Origin of the sequence: Rubrivivax sp. JA1055 (assembly GCF_020966565.1) — a bacterium.
Taxonomy (GTDB): Bacteria; Pseudomonadota; Gammaproteobacteria; order Burkholderiales; family Burkholderiaceae_C; genus Rubrivivax; species Rubrivivax benzoatilyticus.
Genome location: NZ_JAJKFP010000004.1, coordinates 1 through 17,187 on the forward strand (window position 1 = coordinate 1; position 17,187 = coordinate 17,187).

General features: G+C 66.1%; 13 protein-coding genes, 1 tRNA gene and 1 pseudogene. 14 read left to right on the forward strand and 1 reads right to left on the reverse strand.

Annotated features, from left to right (window positions below; all coding sequences use genetic code 11):
* From LOC65_RS06625 to rpoC, 10 genes are all read left to right on the forward strand, one after another.
* A partial coding sequence (locus LOC65_RS06625) for an EF-Tu/IF-2/RF-3 family GTPase (protein WP_255719017.1) occupies nt 1-584 on the forward strand: 584 nt, incomplete at its 5' end.
* Nucleotides 585-602: 18 nt separating this feature from the next.
* A tRNA-Trp gene (locus tag LOC65_RS06630) sits at nt 603-678 on the forward strand.
* A 92-nt stretch (nt 679-770) separates the two neighbouring features.
* On the forward strand, nt 771-1,157 hold the full coding sequence (gene secE, locus LOC65_RS06635; protein WP_230247001.1) for a preprotein translocase subunit SecE: 387 nt from the start codon (nt 771-773) through the stop codon (nt 1,155-1,157).
* 10 nt (nt 1,158-1,167) lie between these two features.
* Nucleotides 1,168-1,749 (forward strand): transcription termination/antitermination protein NusG, encoded by a 582-nt coding sequence (gene nusG, locus LOC65_RS06640; protein WP_009855889.1) that lies wholly within the window; start codon nt 1,168-1,170, stop codon nt 1,747-1,749.
* A 130-nt stretch (nt 1,750-1,879) separates the two neighbouring features.
* Nucleotides 1,880-2,311, forward strand: a complete 432-nt coding sequence (rplK, locus tag LOC65_RS06645) for a 50S ribosomal protein L11 (RefSeq protein ID WP_009855888.1) — start codon at nt 1,880-1,882, stop codon at nt 2,309-2,311.
* Between the two features lie 4 nt (nt 2,312-2,315).
* Entirely contained in the window at nt 2,316-3,017 is a 702-nt protein-coding gene (gene rplA, locus LOC65_RS06650; protein WP_230247002.1) for a 50S ribosomal protein L1, read from the forward strand.
* Nucleotides 3,018-3,297: 280 nt separating this feature from the next.
* Nucleotides 3,298-3,816 carry a 50S ribosomal protein L10 gene (gene rplJ, locus LOC65_RS06655; RefSeq protein WP_009855886.1) on the forward strand — a complete coding sequence of 173 codons (519 nt, stop codon included), beginning with the start codon at nt 3,298-3,300 and terminating at the stop codon, nt 3,814-3,816.
* Nucleotides 3,817-3,860: 44 nt separating this feature from the next.
* Nucleotides 3,861-4,238, forward strand: a complete 378-nt coding sequence (gene rplL, locus LOC65_RS06660) for a 50S ribosomal protein L7/L12 (RefSeq protein ID WP_009855885.1) — start codon at nt 3,861-3,863, stop codon at nt 4,236-4,238.
* Nucleotides 4,239-4,607: 369 nt separating this feature from the next.
* On the forward strand, nt 4,608-8,729 hold the full coding sequence (gene rpoB, locus LOC65_RS06665; protein WP_230247003.1) for a DNA-directed RNA polymerase subunit beta: 4,122 nt from the start codon (nt 4,608-4,610) through the stop codon (nt 8,727-8,729).
* A gap of 125 nt (nt 8,730-8,854) precedes the next feature.
* A complete protein-coding gene (rpoC, locus tag LOC65_RS06670) occupies nt 8,855-13,084 on the forward strand; it encodes a DNA-directed RNA polymerase subunit beta' (RefSeq protein WP_230247004.1) in 4,230 nt (1,409 codons plus the stop codon).
* 92 nt (nt 13,085-13,176) lie between these two features.
* On the opposite strand, the gene LOC65_RS06675 is transcribed toward rpoC, so the two are convergent.
* Nucleotides 13,177-13,617, reverse strand: coding sequence for a putative toxin-antitoxin system toxin component, PIN family (locus LOC65_RS06675; protein ID WP_164962547.1), 441 nt, complete (start codon nt 13,615-13,617; stop codon nt 13,177-13,179).
* Between the two features lie 216 nt (nt 13,618-13,833).
* Between LOC65_RS06675 and rpsL the strand changes: the two genes are divergently transcribed.
* The 4 genes and pseudogenes from rpsL to LOC65_RS06695 all read left to right on the forward strand — a co-directional run.
* Complete coding sequence (gene rpsL / locus LOC65_RS06680) at nt 13,834-14,211, forward strand: 30S ribosomal protein S12 (RefSeq protein WP_009855881.1); 378 nt, start codon at nt 13,834-13,836, stop codon at nt 14,209-14,211.
* Between the two features lie 136 nt (nt 14,212-14,347).
* Nucleotides 14,348-14,818, forward strand: coding sequence for a 30S ribosomal protein S7 (gene rpsG / locus LOC65_RS06685; RefSeq protein WP_009855880.1), 471 nt, complete (start codon nt 14,348-14,350; stop codon nt 14,816-14,818).
* 71 nt (nt 14,819-14,889) lie between these two features.
* Nucleotides 14,890-16,995 carry an elongation factor G gene (fusA, locus tag LOC65_RS06690; RefSeq protein ID WP_009855879.1) on the forward strand — a complete coding sequence of 702 codons (2,106 nt, stop codon included), beginning with the start codon at nt 14,890-14,892 and terminating at the stop codon, nt 16,993-16,995.
* A 125-nt stretch (nt 16,996-17,120) separates the two neighbouring features.
* Nucleotides 17,121-17,187, forward strand: a pseudogene (locus LOC65_RS06695) (elongation factor Tu); the annotation flags it as partial.

Consider the following 17,187-nt stretch of genomic DNA (forward strand, 5'->3'; position numbering starts at 1 on the left):
CGACGCCGGAGCGCGCGGTGGACGGCACGTTCCTGATGCCGGTGGAAGACGTGTTCTCGATCTCGGGTCGCGGCACCGTGGTGACGGGCCGTGTCGAACGCGGCGTGATCAAGGTCGGCGAGGAAATCGAGATCGTCGGCATCCGTCCGACCGTCAAGACGACCTGCACGGGCGTGGAAATGTTCCGCAAGCTGCTGGATCAAGGCCAGGCTGGTGACAACGTCGGCATCCTGCTGCGTGGCACGAAGCGTGAAGAAGTCGAGCGCGGCCAGGTGCTGTGCAAGCCGGGTTCGGTGAAGCCGCACACGCACTTCACGGCCGAGATCTACGTTCTGAGCAAGGAAGAAGGCGGCCGTCACACGCCGTTCTTCAACAACTACCGCCCGCAGTTCTACTTCCGCACGACGGACGTGACGGGCGCGGTGGAGCTGCCGAAGGACAAGGAAATGGTGATGCCGGGCGACAACGTGTCGATCACGGTGAAGCTGATCGCCCCGATCGCGATGGAAGAAGGCCTGCGCTTCGCCATCCGTGAAGGTGGTCGCACCGTCGGCGCCGGCGTCGTCGCGAAGATCATCGAGTAATCTGTCAAGGTTTTACGCAGGGGCATAGCTCAACTGGCAGAGCGTCGGTCTCCAAAACCGAAGGTCGGGGGTTCGATCCCCTCTGCCCCTGCCACCCGACTCCTCGGGTGCCCAAGACACCAGCCCGCGGGCGCTGAAAAGCCCGGCGGGCTTTGCTGCTGATGGCGGCAAAGTAACCTCTAGCCCATGTCCACCCAACCCCAAGTCGAAACCGTCTCCACGGGCGCCGACAAAGCCAAGCTGGCCGTCGCGGCGATCCTGCTCGTGGCTGGTGTCGTCGTGTTCTACGTGCTCGGTCAGCGCGACCTGTGGCAGCGCGTGATCGCGCTGCTGGTCCTCGTGGCCGGGGCCGTGGGGGTCTTCTTCACCGCCGAAACGGGCCGCCAGCTGATCGGCTTCGGCCGCGAGTCGGTCAAGGAAGTGAAGAAGGTCGTCTGGCCGACCCGCAAGGAAGCGGGCCAGATGACGCTCTACGTGCTCGCCTTCGTCGTCACGATGGCGCTCTTCATGTTCCTGACCGACAAGACGCTGGAGTGGGTGTTGTACGACCTGATCCTGGGCTGGAAGCGCTGAGGCGAACACGATGACGGAACCGCAAGCCACCCCCACCCCCGAGACTGCCGTCGCGCCCAGCAACAAGCGCTGGTACGTCGTGCATGCCTATTCGGGCATGGAGAAGGCCGTCGAACGCAACCTGCGCGAGCGCATCGACCGCGCCGGCATGCAGGACAAGTTCGGCCGCATCCTGGTCCCGACCGAAGAGGTCGTCGAGCTCAAGAACGGCAAGAAGGCCGTCACCGAGCGCCGTTTCTTCCCGGGCTACGTGCTCGTCGAGATGGAAATGGCCGACGACACCTGGCACCTGGTCAAGCACACGAGCAAGGTCACCGGCTTCGTCGGCGGCGCGCGCAACCGCCCGGCCCCGATCTCCGAAGCCGAGGTGATGAAGATCGTCAACCAGATGCAGGAAGGCGTCGACAAGCCCCGGCCCAAGGTCGAGTGGACGGTCGGCGAGATGGTCCGCGTCAAGGAAGGCCCCTTCACCGACTTCAACGGCGCCGTCGAGGAAGTCAACTACGAGAAGAGCAAGGTCAAGGTGTCGGTCACGATCTTCGGTCGTGCCACCGGCGTCGAACTCGACTTCTCCCAGGTCGAGAAGGTCTGACCGGCCTTCGGTGCGGCTCGCCGCGCCAAGATTCCAGGGCGCCCGCCTGCAACCCCGGGTGCCTGCAGCAAGCAGGGTTGTATGACGAGGAGCTGGCACCCCCAGCGCTAGAACTCGGTTAGGAGCCATCATGGCAAAGAAGATCGTCGGCTTCATCAAGCTGCAAGTCCCGGCCGGCAAGGCCAACCCCTCGCCCCCGATCGGCCCCGCGCTCGGTCAGCGCGGCCTGAACATCATGGAGTTCTGCAAGGCGTTCAACGCCCAGACGCAGAGCTACGAACCGGGCCTGAAGCTGCCGGTCGTGATCACGGCCTACGCTGACAAGTCCTTCACCTTCATCCTGAAGTCGCCCCCGGCGACCGTGCTGCTGAAGAAGGCGGCCAAGATCGAGAAGGGTTCCGGCCGCGCCCACCTGGAGAAGGTCGGCAAGGTCACGCGCGCCCAGCTCGAGGAAATCGCCAAGACCAAGATGAAGGACCTCACCGCCGCCGACATGGACGCCGCGGTGAAGACCATCGCCGGTTCGGCCCGCTCGATGGGTCTCATTGTTGAAGGGGTCTGACGCCATGGCCAAGCTCACCAAGAAAGCCAAGGCCCTGCAGGGCAAGGTCGAAAGCACCAAGCTGTACCCGCTGACCGACGCGCTGGCGCTGGTCAAGGAGTGCGCCACCGCCAAGTTCGACGAGTCGATCGACGTGGCCGTGCAGCTCGGCGTCGACGCCAAGAAGTCCGACCAGGTCGTTCGCGGCGCGGTCGTGATGCCTGCGGGCACCGGCAAGACCAAGCGTGTCGCCGTCTTCGCCCAGGGCGCCAAGGCCGAGGAAGCCAAGGCCGCCGGTGCCGACATCGTCGGCATGGACGACCTGGCCGCCGAGATCAAGGCCGGCAACCTGAACTTCGACGTCGTGATCGCCTCGCCGGACACGATGCGCATCGTCGGTACGCTGGGTCAGATCCTCGGCCCGCGCGGCCTGATGCCGAACCCGAAGGTCGGCACCGTGACCCCGGACGTCGCCCAGGCCGTGCGCAATGCCAAGGCCGGCCAGGTCCAGTTCCGCGTCGACAAGGCCGGCATCATCCACGCGACGATCGGCCGCCGTTCGTTCGAGTCGGAGCGCCTGACCGACAACCTGCGCGCGCTGATCGATGCCCTGAACAAGGCCAAGCCGGCGTCGAGCAAGGGCGTGTACCTGCGCAAGGTCGCCGTGTCCTCGACGATGGGCATCGGCGTTCGCGTCGACACCCAGTCGATCGCCGCCCAGGCCTGAACATGACACGAGGCCGCACGCTCCAGTCTGGCGTGCGGCTTCTCGATTTGGTGGGCTGTCCGGCCGCGAGGTCGGGCAGGTCATCCAAGACCGCTGGTGAAGCCTCCGGGCTTCTTAATCGCGCGGCAGCCCGCAAAGGCTGACGACGGCCAGCGCAGATGGCGGTCCCGCTGCTGAAGGTTTCCCCGGGAAGTTGCCGGGGGTTCCCGAAACAGAAGGTCGCTGATTCCAGGCGTGCCGTGGTCGCAAGACCCGGCACATGATGTGTGAGGAACAGACCTTGAGTCTCAATCGCAACGAGAAGGCAGCCGTCGTCGACGGCGTGTCGGCGCAAGCCGCACGCTCGCAGACGCTCGCGCTGGCCGAGTATCGCGGCCTCACCGTGGCTCACCTCGACAAGCTGCGCCGTCAGGCGCGCGACAACGGCGTTTACCTTCACGTGCTGAAGAACACGCTGGCCCGTCGCGCCGTCGCCGGCACGCCGTTCGAAGTGGCCTCGGACGCGATGGTCGGTCCGCTGATCTACGGCTTTTCCGAGGATGCCGTCGCCGCCGCGAAAGTCATCGCTGACTTCGCCAAGGGCAACGACAAGCTCGTCCTCAAGGGCGGCGCGTACGCCGGCAAGGCGCTCGACGCCAACGGTATCAAGGCCCTGGCCTCGATCCCGAGCCGCGAAGTGCTGATCGCCCAAGTGGCGGGCCTGCTGAAGTCGCCGATCCAGCGCATGGCCGGCGTGATCGCCGCCGTCGCCGAGAAGAAGGGCGGCGCCGAGGCGCCCGCCGAGGCCCCGGCGGCCTGACGCATCCGATTCATTGAACTTTTACTGATTTCGAGGAACCTGAAATGGCATTCGACAAAGACGCTTTCCTGGCTGCGATGGACAGCATGACCGTCATGGAACTCAATGACCTGGTCAAGGCCATCGAGGAGAAGTTCGGCGTGTCCGCCGCCGCCATGGCCGCCCCGGCCGCCGGCGGTGCCGGCGCCGCTGCCGCCCCGGCCGAAGAGAAGACCGAATTCAACGTCGTGCTGCTCGAAGCCGGCGCGAACAAGGTCTCGGTCATCAAGGCCGTGCGCGAACTGACGGGCCTGGGCCTGAAGGAAGCCAAGGACCTGGTCGACGGCGCTCCGAAGAACGTCAAGGAAGCCATCGCCAAGGCCGATGCCGAAGCCGCCGTCAAGAAGCTGGTCGAAGCCGGCGCCAAGGCCGAGCTGAAGTAATTCGGACAGACCGCGGGGTCGGCTTTTGCCGGCCTCCGGTCGTTTCGGATCGGTGTTCCGGGCCCCGTGCCCGGGAACACCTGCAAGAGCCCGGCACGGGCGCTTGCAAGTGTTCTCTGATCCGACTGCAGGGAACGGGTTTGGTCGGACTCCGGTGCAACGCCGGGGTTGTCCGCCAGCGGCAGGTAGTGGCCTGCCACCAAGCCTCGGACACGCCGCCGCCGCCGACACGCCGCCCCGCCCTGGGGCCGCCACCGGCGCCGCCCCCGAGGACTCACACGCCTCGGCTCGGTGCGCAATGTCCGGGCAGCCAGTCGCCGACGAAATGCCGCCCAAGGCCAGGGCGGCATGGTCGACACGGAGAGTTCAATGGCGCAAGCAACCCCCTACACGTTCACCGAGCGCAAGCGCATCCGCAAGAGCTTCGGCAAGCGCGAGAGCGTGCTCAAGGTCCCCTATCTGCTGACGATGCAGAGCGACTCCTACGTCGCCTTCCTGCAAAAGGACGTTCCGCCTCAGCAGCGCAAGCCCGAGGGCCTGCAGGCCGCCTTCCTTTCGGCCTTCCCGATCGTCTCCCACAACGGCTTCGTGGAGATGAAGTTCCTCGAGTACAACATCGCGAAGCCGCCGTTCGACGTGCGCGAGTGCCAGCAGCGGGGCCTGACCTTCGCTGCCGCCGTGCGCGCGAAGCTGCAGATGATCATCTACGACCGTGAGTCGCATCCGGCCAAGGTCGTCAAGGAGATCAAGGAGCAGGAGGTCTACATGGGCGAAGTGCCCCTGATGACCGACTACGGCTCCTTCATCGTCAACGGCACCGAGCGTGTCATCGTCAGCCAGCTGCACCGTTCGCCGGGCGTGTTCTTCGAGCACGACAAGGGCAAGACGCACAGCTCGGGCAAGCTGCTGTTCAGCGCCCGCATCATCCCCTACCGCGGCTCCTGGCTGGACTTCGAGTTCGACCCGAAGGACATCCTCTACTTCCGCGTCGACCGCCGCCGCAAGATGCCGGTGACGATCCTGCTCAAGGCCATCGGCCTGAACCCCGAGCAGATCCTCAGCCACTTCTTCGTCTTCGACAACTTCCGCCTGATGGACTCGGGCGCGCAGATGGAGTTCGTGCCGGAGCGCCTGAAGGGCGAGATCGCGCGCTTCGACCTGACCGACAAGAACGGCGCCGTCATCGTCGAGAAGGACAAGCGCATCACCGCGCGCCACGTGCGCCAGCTCGAGCAGAGCGGCACCACGTTCGTCAGCGTGCCCGAGGACTTCCTCGTCGGCCGCGTCATCGCGCGCAACATGGTCGACCCGGCCACCGGTGAAATCGTCGCCAAGGCCAACGACGAGGTCACCGAGTCGCTGCTGAAGAAGCTGCGCTCGGCCGGCATCAAGGACATCCAGTGCCTGTACACGAACGAGCTCAACCAGGGCGCGTACATCAGCCAGACGCTGGCCTCTGACGAGACCGCCGACCAGCTCGCCGCGCGCGTGGCGATCTACCGCATGATGCGCCCCGGCGAGCCGCCGACCGAGGACGCCGTCGAGGCGCTGTTCCACCGCCTGTTCTACAGCGAGGACACCTACGACCTGTCGCGCGTCGGCCGCATGAAGTTCAACGCCCGCGTGGGCCGCGACGTGCCGGACGGCAAGATGACGCTGTCCAACGAGGACATCCTCGACGTCGTCAAGATCCTCGTCGACCTGCGCAACGGCAACGGCGAAGTCGACGACATCGACCACCTGGGCAACCGCCGCGTTCGCTGCGTCGGCGAACTGGCCGAGAACCAGTACCGCTCGGGCCTCGCGCGCATCGAGAAGGCCGTCAAGGAACGCCTCGGCCAGGCCGAGACCGAAGCCCTGATGCCGCATGACCTGATCAACTCCAAGCCGATCAGCGCGGCGCTCAAGGAGTTCTTCGGGGCGAGCCAGCTCTCGCAGTTCATGGACCAGACCAACCCGCTGTCCGAGATCACGCACAAGCGCCGTGTCTCGGCCCTGGGCCCGGGCGGTCTGACCCGCGAGCGCGCCGGCTTCGAAGTCCGCGACGTGCACCCGACCCACTACGGCCGCGTCTGCCCGATCGAAACGCCGGAAGGCCCGAACATCGGCCTGATCAACTCGCTGGCGCTGTACGCGCAGCTCAACGAGTACGGCTTCCTGGAGACGCCGTACCGCCGCGTCGTCGACGGCAAGGTCACCGACCAGATCGACTACCTGTCGGCCATCGAGGAAGGCAAGTACGTCATCGCCCAGGCCAACGCGACGCTGGACGGCGAAGGCCGCCTGATCGACGAGCTGGTCTCGGCGCGCGAGAACGGCGAATCGGTGCTGCTGTCGCCGGAGCGCGTGCAGTACATGGACGTGGCGCCGACGCAGATCGTCTCGGTCGCGGCCTCGCTCGTGCCGTTCCTCGAGCACGATGACGCGAACCGCGCACTGATGGGCGCCAACATGCAGCGCCAGGCCGTGCCGACGCTGCGTCCGGAGAAGGCGCTGGTCGGCACCGGTGTCGAGCGCGTCGCCGCGGTCGACTCGGGCACCGTGGTCACCGCCCGCCGCGGCGGCATCGTGGACTACGTCGACACCAACCGCATCGTCATCCGCGTCAACGACGACGAGACGGTGGCCGGTGAAGTCGGCGTCGACATCTACAACCTGATCAAGTACCAGCGTTCGAACCAGAACACGAACATCCACCAGCGCCCGATCGTGCGCCGCGGCGACCATGTCGGCGCCGGCGACGTCGTCGCCGACGGTGCCTCGACCGACCTGGGCGAGCTCGCGCTCGGCCAGAACATGCTGGTCGCGTTCATGCCCTGGAACGGCTACAACTTCGAGGACTCGATCCTGATCAGCGAGCGTGTCGTCGCCGACGACCGCTACACCTCGATCCACATCGAGGAACTGGTCGTGATGGCCCGCGACACCAAGCTGGGCTCCGAGGAAATCACGCGCGACATCCCGAACCTGTCCGAGCAGCAGCTGGCTCGCCTGGACGAGTCGGGCATCGTCTACATCGGCGCCGAGGTCAACCCGGGCGACGTGCTGGTCGGCAAGGTCACGCCCAAGGGCGAGACGACGCTGACGCCGGAAGAGAAGCTGCTGCGCGCGATCTTCGGCGAGAAGGCGTCCGACGTGAAGGACACCTCGCTGCGTGTCGACCAGGGCACCAGCGGCACCGTCATCGACGTGCAGGTCTTCACCCGCGAAGGCATCCAGCGCGACAAGCGCGCCCAGCAGATCATCGACGACGAGCTGAAGCGCTTCCGCCTGGACCTGAACGACCAGCTGCGCATCGTCGAGGCCGACGCGTTCGACCGGATCGAGAAGCTGCTGGCCGGCAAGGTCGCCAACGGCGGCCCGCAGAAGATCGCCAAGGGCACGACCATCACCCGGGACTACCTGGCGACGGTCGAGAAGTACCACTGGTTCGACATCCGCCCGGCCGAGGACGAGGTCGCCAACCAGCTCGAGTCGATCAAGAACTCGCTCGAGCAGACCCGCCACAGCTTCGATCTGGCCTTCGAAGAGAAGCGCAAGAAGCTGACGCAGGGTGACGAGCTGCCCGCCGGCGTGCTGAAGATGGTGAAGGTCTACCTCGCCGTCAAGCGCCGCCTGCAGCCCGGCGACAAGATGGCCGGCCGCCACGGCAACAAGGGTGTCGTGTCCAAGATCGTCGCGGTCGAGGACATGCCCTACATGGCCGACGGCACGCCGTGCGACATCGTGCTGAACCCGCTGGGCGTGCCCTCGCGGATGAACGTCGGCCAGGTCCTCGAAGTGCACCTGGGCTGGGCCGGCAAGGGCATCGGCCAGCGCATCGGCGACATGCTGCAGCAGCAGGCGCGTGCCGCCGAACTGCGCGAGTTCCTCGACGAGCTCTACAACAAGTCCGGCGGCAAGACCGAGTCGCTGCAGGACCTGAGCGACGAGGAGATCGTCGAGATGGCGAAGAATCTGCAGCACGGCGTGCCGTTCGCGACGCCGGTGTTCGACGGCGCGCACGAGGAGGAGATCCGCGGCATGCTCAAGCTCGCCTACCCGGACGAGCTGGCGGCGCGCAAGGGCCTCACCGCCACGCGCACCCAGGCCACGCTGCACGACGGCCGCACCGGCGAAGCCTTCGAGCGCCCGGTCACGGTCGGCTACATGCACGTGCTGAAGCTGCACCACCTGGTCGACGACAAGATGCACGCCCGCTCGACCGGCCCGTACAGCCTGGTCACGCAGCAGCCGCTGGGCGGCAAGGCGCAGTTCGGTGGCCAGCGCTTCGGTGAGATGGAAGTCTGGGCGCTCGAGGCCTACGGCGCCAGCTACATCCTGCAGGAGATGCTGACGGTGAAGTCCGACGACGTGAACGGCCGGACCAAGGTCTACGAGAACATCGTCAAGGGTGAGCACTCGATCGAGGCCGGCATGCCGGAATCGTTCAACGTGCTGGTCAAGGAAATCCGTTCGCTCGGTATCGACATCGAGCTGGAGAGGGATTGACCCCCTCGAAGCGACCTTCGGTCGCCTCCCCCCAGGGGGCGACGTCCGCGGGCCGGCCGGGCCGGCCTCGCGGCGTCCGCTCGACCCGAACCGTTCACATCGATACCAGGATCTAGGAGAACCCCATGAAGGGACTACTCGACCTTTTCAAGCAATTCACGCCCGACGAACACTTCGACGCGATCAAGATCGGGCTCGCCAGCCCCGAGAAGATCCGCTCGTGGTCGTTCGGCGAAGTGAAGAAGCCCGAGACGATCAACTACCGCACGTTCAAGCCCGAACGTGACGGCCTGTTCTGCGCCAAGATCTTCGGCCCGATCAAGGACTACGAGTGCCTGTGCGGCAAGTACAAGCGCCTGAAGCACCGCGGCGTGATCTGCGAGAAGTGCGGCGTCGAAGTCACGCAGACCAAGGTGCGCCGCGAGCGCATGGGTCACATCGACCTGGCCGCGCCCTGCGCGCACATCTGGTTCCTGAAGTCGCTGCCGTCGCGTCTGGGCCTGGTGCTCGACATGACGCTGCGCGACATCGAGCGCGTGCTGTACTTCGAAGCCTACGTCGTCGTCGACCCGGGCATGACGCCGCTGAAGAAGTTCTCGATCATGAGCGAGGACGACTACGAGGCCAAGCGCGTCGAGTACGGTGACGAGTTCGTCGCGCTGATGGGTGCCGAGGGCATCAAGAAGCTGCTCGAGGAGATGGACCTCGACGTCGAGATCGACAAGCTCCGCAACGACATGACCGGGTCGGAGCTGAAGATCAAGAAGAACTCCAAGCGCCTGAAGGTGATGGAGGCCTTCAAGAAGTCGGGCATCAAGCCGCACTGGATGATCCTCGAGGTCCTGCCGGTGCTGCCGCCGGACCTGCGCCCGCTGGTGCCGCTGGACGGCGGCCGCTTCGCGACGTCGGACCTGAACGACCTGTACCGCCGCGTCATCAACCGCAACAACCGCCTGGCCCGTCTGCTCGAGCTGAAGGCGCCTGAGATCATCGTCCGCAACGAAAAGCGGATGCTCCAGGAAGCGGTCGATTCGCTGCTGGACAACGGCCGCCGCGGCAAGGCGATGACCGGCGCGAACAAGCGCGCGCTGAAGTCGCTGGCCGACATGATCAAGGGCAAGAGCGGCCGCTTCCGCCAGAACCTGCTGGGCAAGCGCGTCGACTACTCCGGCCGTTCGGTCATCGTCGTCGGCCCGACGCTCAAGCTGCACCAGTGCGGCCTGCCCAAGCTGATGGCGATCGAGCTGTTCAAGCCGTTCATCTTCAGCCGCCTCGAGGCGATGGGCATCGCCACGACGATCAAGGCCGCCAAGAAGGAAGTCGAAGCCGGCACGCCGGTGGTGTGGGACATCCTGGAAGAGGTCATCAAGGAGCACCCGGTCCTGCTGAACCGCGCGCCGACGCTGCACCGCCTGGGCATCCAGGCGTTCGAGCCGGTGCTCATCGAAGGCAAGGCGATCCAGCTGCACCCGCTGGTCTGCTCGGCGTTCAACGCCGACTTCGACGGTGACCAGATGGCCGTGCACGTGCCGCTGTCGATCGAAGCGCAGATGGAAGCCCGCACGCTGATGCTGGCCTCCAACAACGTGCTGTTCCCGGCCAACGGCGAACCGTCGATCGTGCCGTCGCAGGACGTGGTGCTGGGCCTGTACTACGCCACCCGCGAGCGCATCAACGGCAAGGGCGAAGGCATGGTCTTCGCCGACCTGATGGAGCTGCAGCGCGCGCTGGACAACGGCGTCGTCGAGATCACCGCCAAGATCAACGTCCGCCTGACCGAGTGGCTCAAGGACAAGGTCACGGGCGAGTTCGTGCCCGAGACCAAGCTCGTCGAGACCACCGTCGGCCGTGCGCTGCTGTCGCAGATCCTGCCCAAGGGCCTGCCGTTCTCGAACCTGAACAAGGCGCTGAAGAAGAAGGAGATCTCGCGTCTCATCAACGTCAGCTTCCGCAAGTGCGGCCTGAAGGAGACGGTGGTCTTCGCCGACAAGCTGCTGCAAAGCGGCTTCCGCCTCGCGACGCGCGCCGGCATCTCGATCGCCATCGACGACATGCTGGTGCCGCCGCAGAAGCACGAGCTCATCGCCCGTGCCGAGAAGGAGGTCAAGGAGATCGAGCAGCAGTACGTCTCGGGTCTCGTGACCGCCGGCGAGCGCTACAACAAGGTGGTCGACATCTGGGGCAAGACCGGCGACGAGGTCGGCAAGGTCATGATGTCGCAGCTGTCCAAGCAGAAGACCATCGACCGCAACGGCAAGGAAGTCGACCAGGAGTCGTTCAACTCCATCTACATGATGGCCGACTCCGGGGCGCGGGGCTCCGCGGCGCAGATCCGCCAGCTCGCCGGCATGCGCGGCCTGATGGCCAAGCCGGACGGCTCGATCATCGAGACGCCGATCACGGCGAACTTCCGCGAAGGCCTGAACGTTCTGCAGTACTTCATCTCCACCCACGGTGCCCGCAAGGGCCTGGCGGACACGGCGCTGAAGACCGCGAACTCGGGTTACCTGACGCGCCGTCTGGTCGACGTGACCCAGGATCTGGTCGTCACCGAGGACGATTGCGGCACCCAGAACGGCCTGGCCATGCGTGCCCTGGTCGAGGGCGGTGAAGTCATCGAGTCGCTGCGCGACCGCGTGCTCGGCCGCGTCACCGCGACCGAGGTCCTGCACCTCGAGACGCAGGAAACGCTGATGGGCGCCGGCGAGATGCTCGACGAGGACGCGCTCGACAAGCTCGAGGCCGCCGGCGTCGACGAGGTCAAGGTGCGCACGCCGCTGACCTGCGGCACGCGCTTCGGCCTGTGCGCCAAGTGCTACGGCCGCGACCTGGGCCGCGGCGGCCTGGTCAACGTCGGCGAGGCGGTCGGTGTCATCGCCGCCCAGTCGATCGGCGAGCCGGGCACGCAGCTGACGATGCGGACCTTCCACATCGGCGGTGCGGCGTCGCGCGCGGCGGTCGCGTCGAGCGTCGAGGCCAAGTCCGACGGCATCATCGGCTTCAACAGCACGATGCGCTACGTCACGAACGGCAAGGGCGAGCTCGTCGTCATCGCGCGTTCGGGCGAGATCATCATCGCCGACCCGCACGGCCGCGAGCGCGAGCGTCACAAGCTGCCGTACGGCGCGACGCTCAACGTCAAGCCCGACCAGCAGGTCAAGGCCGGCACCGTGCTGGCCAACTGGGACCCGCTGACCCGCCCGATCATCACCGAATTCGCCGGCAAGGCGCGCTTCGAGAACGTCGAGGAAGGCGTCACCGTCGCCAAGCAGGTCGACGAGGTCACCGGTCTGTCGACGCTGGTCGTCATCGACCCGAAGCGCCGCGGCGCGGCCAAGGTCGTGCGCCCGCAGGTCAAGCTGCTGGACGCGCAGGGCGTCGAGGTCAAGATCCCGGGCACCGACCACGCGGTGACGATCGGCTTCCCGGTCGGCGCGCTGATCCAGGTGCGCGACGGTCAGGACCTGATGCCGGGCGAGGTGCTGGCGCGCATCCCGATGGAAGGCCAGAAGACCCGCGACATCACCGGCGGTCTGCCGCGTGTGGCCGAGCTGTTCGAAGCCCGCTCGCCGAAGGACGTCGGCACGCTGGCCGAGATCACCGGCACGGTGTCGTTCGGCAAGGAGACCAAGGGCAAGGTTCGCCTGCAGATCACCGATCCGGACGGCAAGGTCTACGAAGAGCTGGTGCCCAAGGAAAAGAACATCCTGGTGCACGAAGGCCAGGTCGTGAACCGGGGCGAGCTGATCGTCGACGGCGCGGCGGATCCGCAGGACATCCTGCGCCTGCTGGGCATCGAGGAGCTGGCGCGCTACATCGTCGACGAGGTCCAGGACGTCTACCGTCTGCAGGGCGTGAAGATCAACGACAAGCACATCGAGGTGATCGTTCGCCAGATGCTGCGTCGCGTGCAGATCGTCAACCCGGGCGACACCGGCTACATCGCCGGCGAGCAGGTCGAGCGTTCGGCGCTGCTGGACACCAACGACCGCATGCGCGCCGAGGGCAAGATCCCGGCGACGCACGCCGACGTGTTGCTCGGTATCACGAAGGCCAGCCTGTCGACCGACTCGTTCATCTCCGCGGCCTCCTTCCAGGAGACCACCCGCGTGCTGACCGAGGCGGCGATCATGGGCAAGCGCGACGAACTGCGCGGCCTGAAGGAGAACGTCATCGTCGGCCGCCTGATCCCGGCGGGCACCGGCATGGCGTTCCACGCCGCGCGTCGCGCCAAGGAGGCGATGGACGAGAGCGAGCGTCGTGCGATCGCGCTGCAGGAGGCCGAGGAACTGGCCGCGGTGCAACTGGCCGGCGTCGATGCGGCCAGCGAGGCGGGGGACAACGCGGCCGAGTGATCGGCGGCGCCTCCAGCGTCAAAGGGCAGCTTCGGCTGCCCTTTTTCTTTGTCCGTTCGCCAAGGATCGGGTGATGGCGGGCGGCCTCGTGCTCAGGACGGCGGCGTCCAGCGCGCCGGCGTGCACACCGTGGTGCCGGCGCCGCGCGCCGCGCGCGCGAGCTGCAGCAGCGCCTTGTCGCGCGTCAGCAGCCACGGTGCACCCCAGGCGAGCGCCAGGTCGATGAACATCTGGTCGGCCGGGTCGCGGCAGATCGGCGCCCGCCCGCGTGCGGGCGGCATCTCGACGCGGCAGCCGGCGGCGGCGACGTGCTCGCGCGCGGCATCGCAGGCCGGGCGCCAGCGATCGAGTTCCGGGCGCTGCAGGACGTGCAGCAGCTCGTCGAGCATCGGCCCGGTGGCGATCCAGCGCAGCCGGCCGGCCTCGAGAGCGGCGGCCAGCGGCCGGGTCGCGGGGTCGTCGAAGACCAGCCAGTCGAGCACCACGTTCGTGTCCAGAACGACGGCTGCCGCACCCTGCGCGACTTCATCCATGGTGCTTGCTTGCCCCTGACCGAAACCGCTGACTATAATGGAAGGCTTTTCGGCAGACTTTGCCTCTTGCCCGAGCTGCAGCCCGCAAGGCTGAAGCGCATCGGGCAGCGGCGTCAGCCCGGGGTCCCATGGGGCGCCCGGGCTTTGGCGCGACGCCTTTGTGGCGGGGCGGTTTCCCGAAAAGAACGTGTAGCTTCAAACGGGAACAAGTTACCTATGCCCACCATCAACCAGCTCGTTCGCCAAGGCCGCCAGGCCGAAGTGACGAAGAGCAAGTCCCCTGCGATGCAGAACTGCCCGCAACGTCGTGGCGTCTGCACTCGCGTTTACACCACCACCCCGAAGAAGCCGAACTCGGCGCTTCGTAAGGTCGCCAAGGTGCGCCTGACCAACGGTTTCGAGGTCATCTCGTACATCGGCGGTGAAGGCCACAACCTGCAGGAACACAGCGTCGTGCTCGTGCGCGGCGGCCGTGTGAAGGATCTGCCGGGCGTGCGCTACCACATCGTGCGCGGCTCGCTCGACCTGCAAGGCGTCAAGGATCGCAAGCAGTCGCGCTCGAAGTACGGCGCCAAGCGTCCGAAGAAGGCCTGATCAGGCGGTGCCGCCCCGAGGGGTGGCCAAGCGGAAGGCCCGCCGCTACGCGGGTCGAGTAAGTGAAGGGCCTCGATGACCCTTCGCGGTGCGGGCGAAGAGCCGGCGCCAACTGAATCGAAAAAGGAAGAGTCCCATGCCACGTCGTCGCGAAGTCCCCAAGCGCGAAATCCTGCCGGATCCGAAGTTCGGCTCCGTCGACCTGTCCAAGTTCATGAACGTCATCATGGAATCGGGCAAGAAGGCCGTCGCCGAGCGCATCATCTACGGCGCCCTCGACCAGGTCGAGAAGAAGGCCGGCAAGGATCCGCTGGAAGTCTTCCTCGTCGCGCTGAACAACATCAAGCCGATGGTCGAAGTGAAGTCCCGCCGCGTCGGCGGTGCGAACTACCAAGTTCCCGTGGAAGTTCGCCCCGTCCGCCGGCAGGCCCTGGCCATGCGCTGGCTGAAGGAATCGGCGCGCAAGCGCGGTGAGAAGTCGATGGCCGCGCGTCTGGCCAACGAACTGCTGGAAGCGGCCGAAGGCCGTGGCGGCGCGATGAAGAAGCGCGACGAAGTCCACCGCATGGCCGAAGCGAACAAGGCGTTCTCGCACTTCCGCTTCTGACCCCCCGCCTGACGGCCGCCTTGGCGGGCTGAGCGCAGCCCCCAGGCGGCCCTGCATTTGGAGATTTGATCATGGCCCGCAAGACCCCCATCGAGCGCTACCGCAACATCGGTATTTCGGCGCACATCGATGCCGGCAAGACCACCACGACCGAGCGCATCCTGTTCTACACGGGTGTGAACCACAAGATCGGCGAGGTGCACGACGGCGCCGCGACGATGGACTGGATGGAGCAGGAGCAGGAGCGCGGGATCACGATCACCTCCGCGGCCACCACCTGCTTCTGGAAGGGCATGGACCTGTCCTTCCCGGAACACCGTTTCAACATCATCGACACCCCGGGGCACGTCGACTTCACGATCGAAGTCGAGCGCTCGATGCGCGTGCTCGACGGCGCGTGCATGGTGTACTGCGCGGTCGGCGGCGTGCAGCCGCAGTCCGAGACCGTCTGGCGCCAGGCCAACAAGTACAAGGTGCCGCGCCTCGCGTTCGTCAACAAGATGGACCGCACCGGCGCCAACTTCTTCAAGGTCTATGACCAGATGAAGACGCGCCTGAAGGCCAACCCGGTGCCCATCGTCGTGCCGATCGGCGCCGAAGAGAACTTCAAGGGTGTCGTGGACCTCTTCAAGATGAAGGCCATCATCTGGGACGACGCGTCCCAGGGGATGAAGTTCAACTACGAGGACATCCCGGCCGAGCTGGCTGCCGACTGCCAGAAGTGGCGCGACAACATGATCGAGGCCGCCGCCGAAGCCTCCGAGGACTTGATGAACAAGTACCTCGAGGAAGGCGAGCTCTCGGAAGAGGAGATCAAGCACGGCCTGCGCCTGCGCACGATCGCCACCGAGATCCAGCCGATGCTCTGCGGCACCGCGTTCAAGAACAAGGGCGTGCAGCGCATGCTCGACGCCGTCATCGAGTTCCTGCCCTCCCCGGTGGACATCCCCCCGGTCACCGGCACGGACGAGGACGAGCAGCCCGCTTCGCGCAAGGCCGACGACAACGAGAAGTTCTCGGCGCTGGCGTTCAAGCTGATGACCGACCCGTACGTCGGCCAGCTGACCTTCGTGCGCGTCTACTCGGGCATCCTGAAGAGCGGCGACTCGGTCTACAACCCGATCCGCGGCAAGAAGGAGCGCATCGGCCGAATCCTGCAGATGCACGCCAACCAGCGTGAAGAAATCAAGGAAATCCTGGCCGGCGACATCGCCGCCTGCGTGGGCCTGAAGGACGTCACGACCGGCGAAACGCTGTGCGATCCGGAAAGCGTGATCACGCTCGAGAAGATGGTCTTCCCCGAGCCCGTGATCTCGCAGGCCGTCGAGCCCAAGACCAAGAGCGACCAGGAAAAGATGGGCATCGCGCTGGGTCGCCTGGCGGCCGAGGATCCGTCGTTCCGCATGCGCACCGACGAGGAGTCCGGCCAGACCATCATCTCCGGCATGGGCGAACTGCACCTGGAGATCATCGTCGACCGCATGAAGCGCGAGTTCGGCGTCGAGGCCAACGTCGGCAAGCCGCAGGTCGCGTACCGCGAGACGATCCGCAAGACCGCGACCGACGTCGAGGGCAAGTTCGTTCGCCAGTCGGGCGGCAAGGGTCAGTACGGTCACGTCGTCTTCACGGTCGAGCCGAACGAGCCGGGCAAGGGCTTCGAGTTCGTCGACGCGATCAAGGGCGGCGTCGTGCCGCGCGAGTACATCCCGGCGGTGCAGAAGGGTGTCGAAGACACGCTGCCCAACGGCGTGCTGGCCGGCTACCCGGTGGTCGACGTCAAGGTCACGCTGACCTTCGGCTCGTACCACGAGGTCGACTCGTCGGAAAACGCCTTCAAGATGGCCGCGTCGATCGGCTTCAAGGAAGCCTGCCGCAAGGCCAGCCCGGTCATCCTCGAGCCGATGATGGCCGTGGAAGTCGAGACGCCGGAAGACTACGCCGGCTCGGTGATGGGCGACCTGTCGTCCCGTCGCGGCATGGTGCAGGGCATGGACGACATGCCTGGCGGCGGCAAGATCATCAAGGCAGAGGTGCCGCTGTCGGAGATGTTCGGCTACTCGACGACGCTGCGTTCGATGTCGCAGGGCCGTGCGACGTACACGATGGAGTTCAAGCACTACAGCGAAGCTCCGAAGAACGTCGCCGACGCGATCGTCACCGCTCGCGGCAAGAACTGATAGCTCAGGCGCGGGGCGGCTGCCCCGCGGTCTCGCGCCCTCGAGGCGCCGGCTGCCCGTGGCCGGCGTGTGGCGCGAGACCTTAAACGGTCACGGGTTCTGCTCTTTCTCTGGAGATACGAAGAATGGCAAAGGGTAAGTTCGAACGCACGAAGCCGCACGTGAACGTGGGCACGATCGGGCACGTCGACC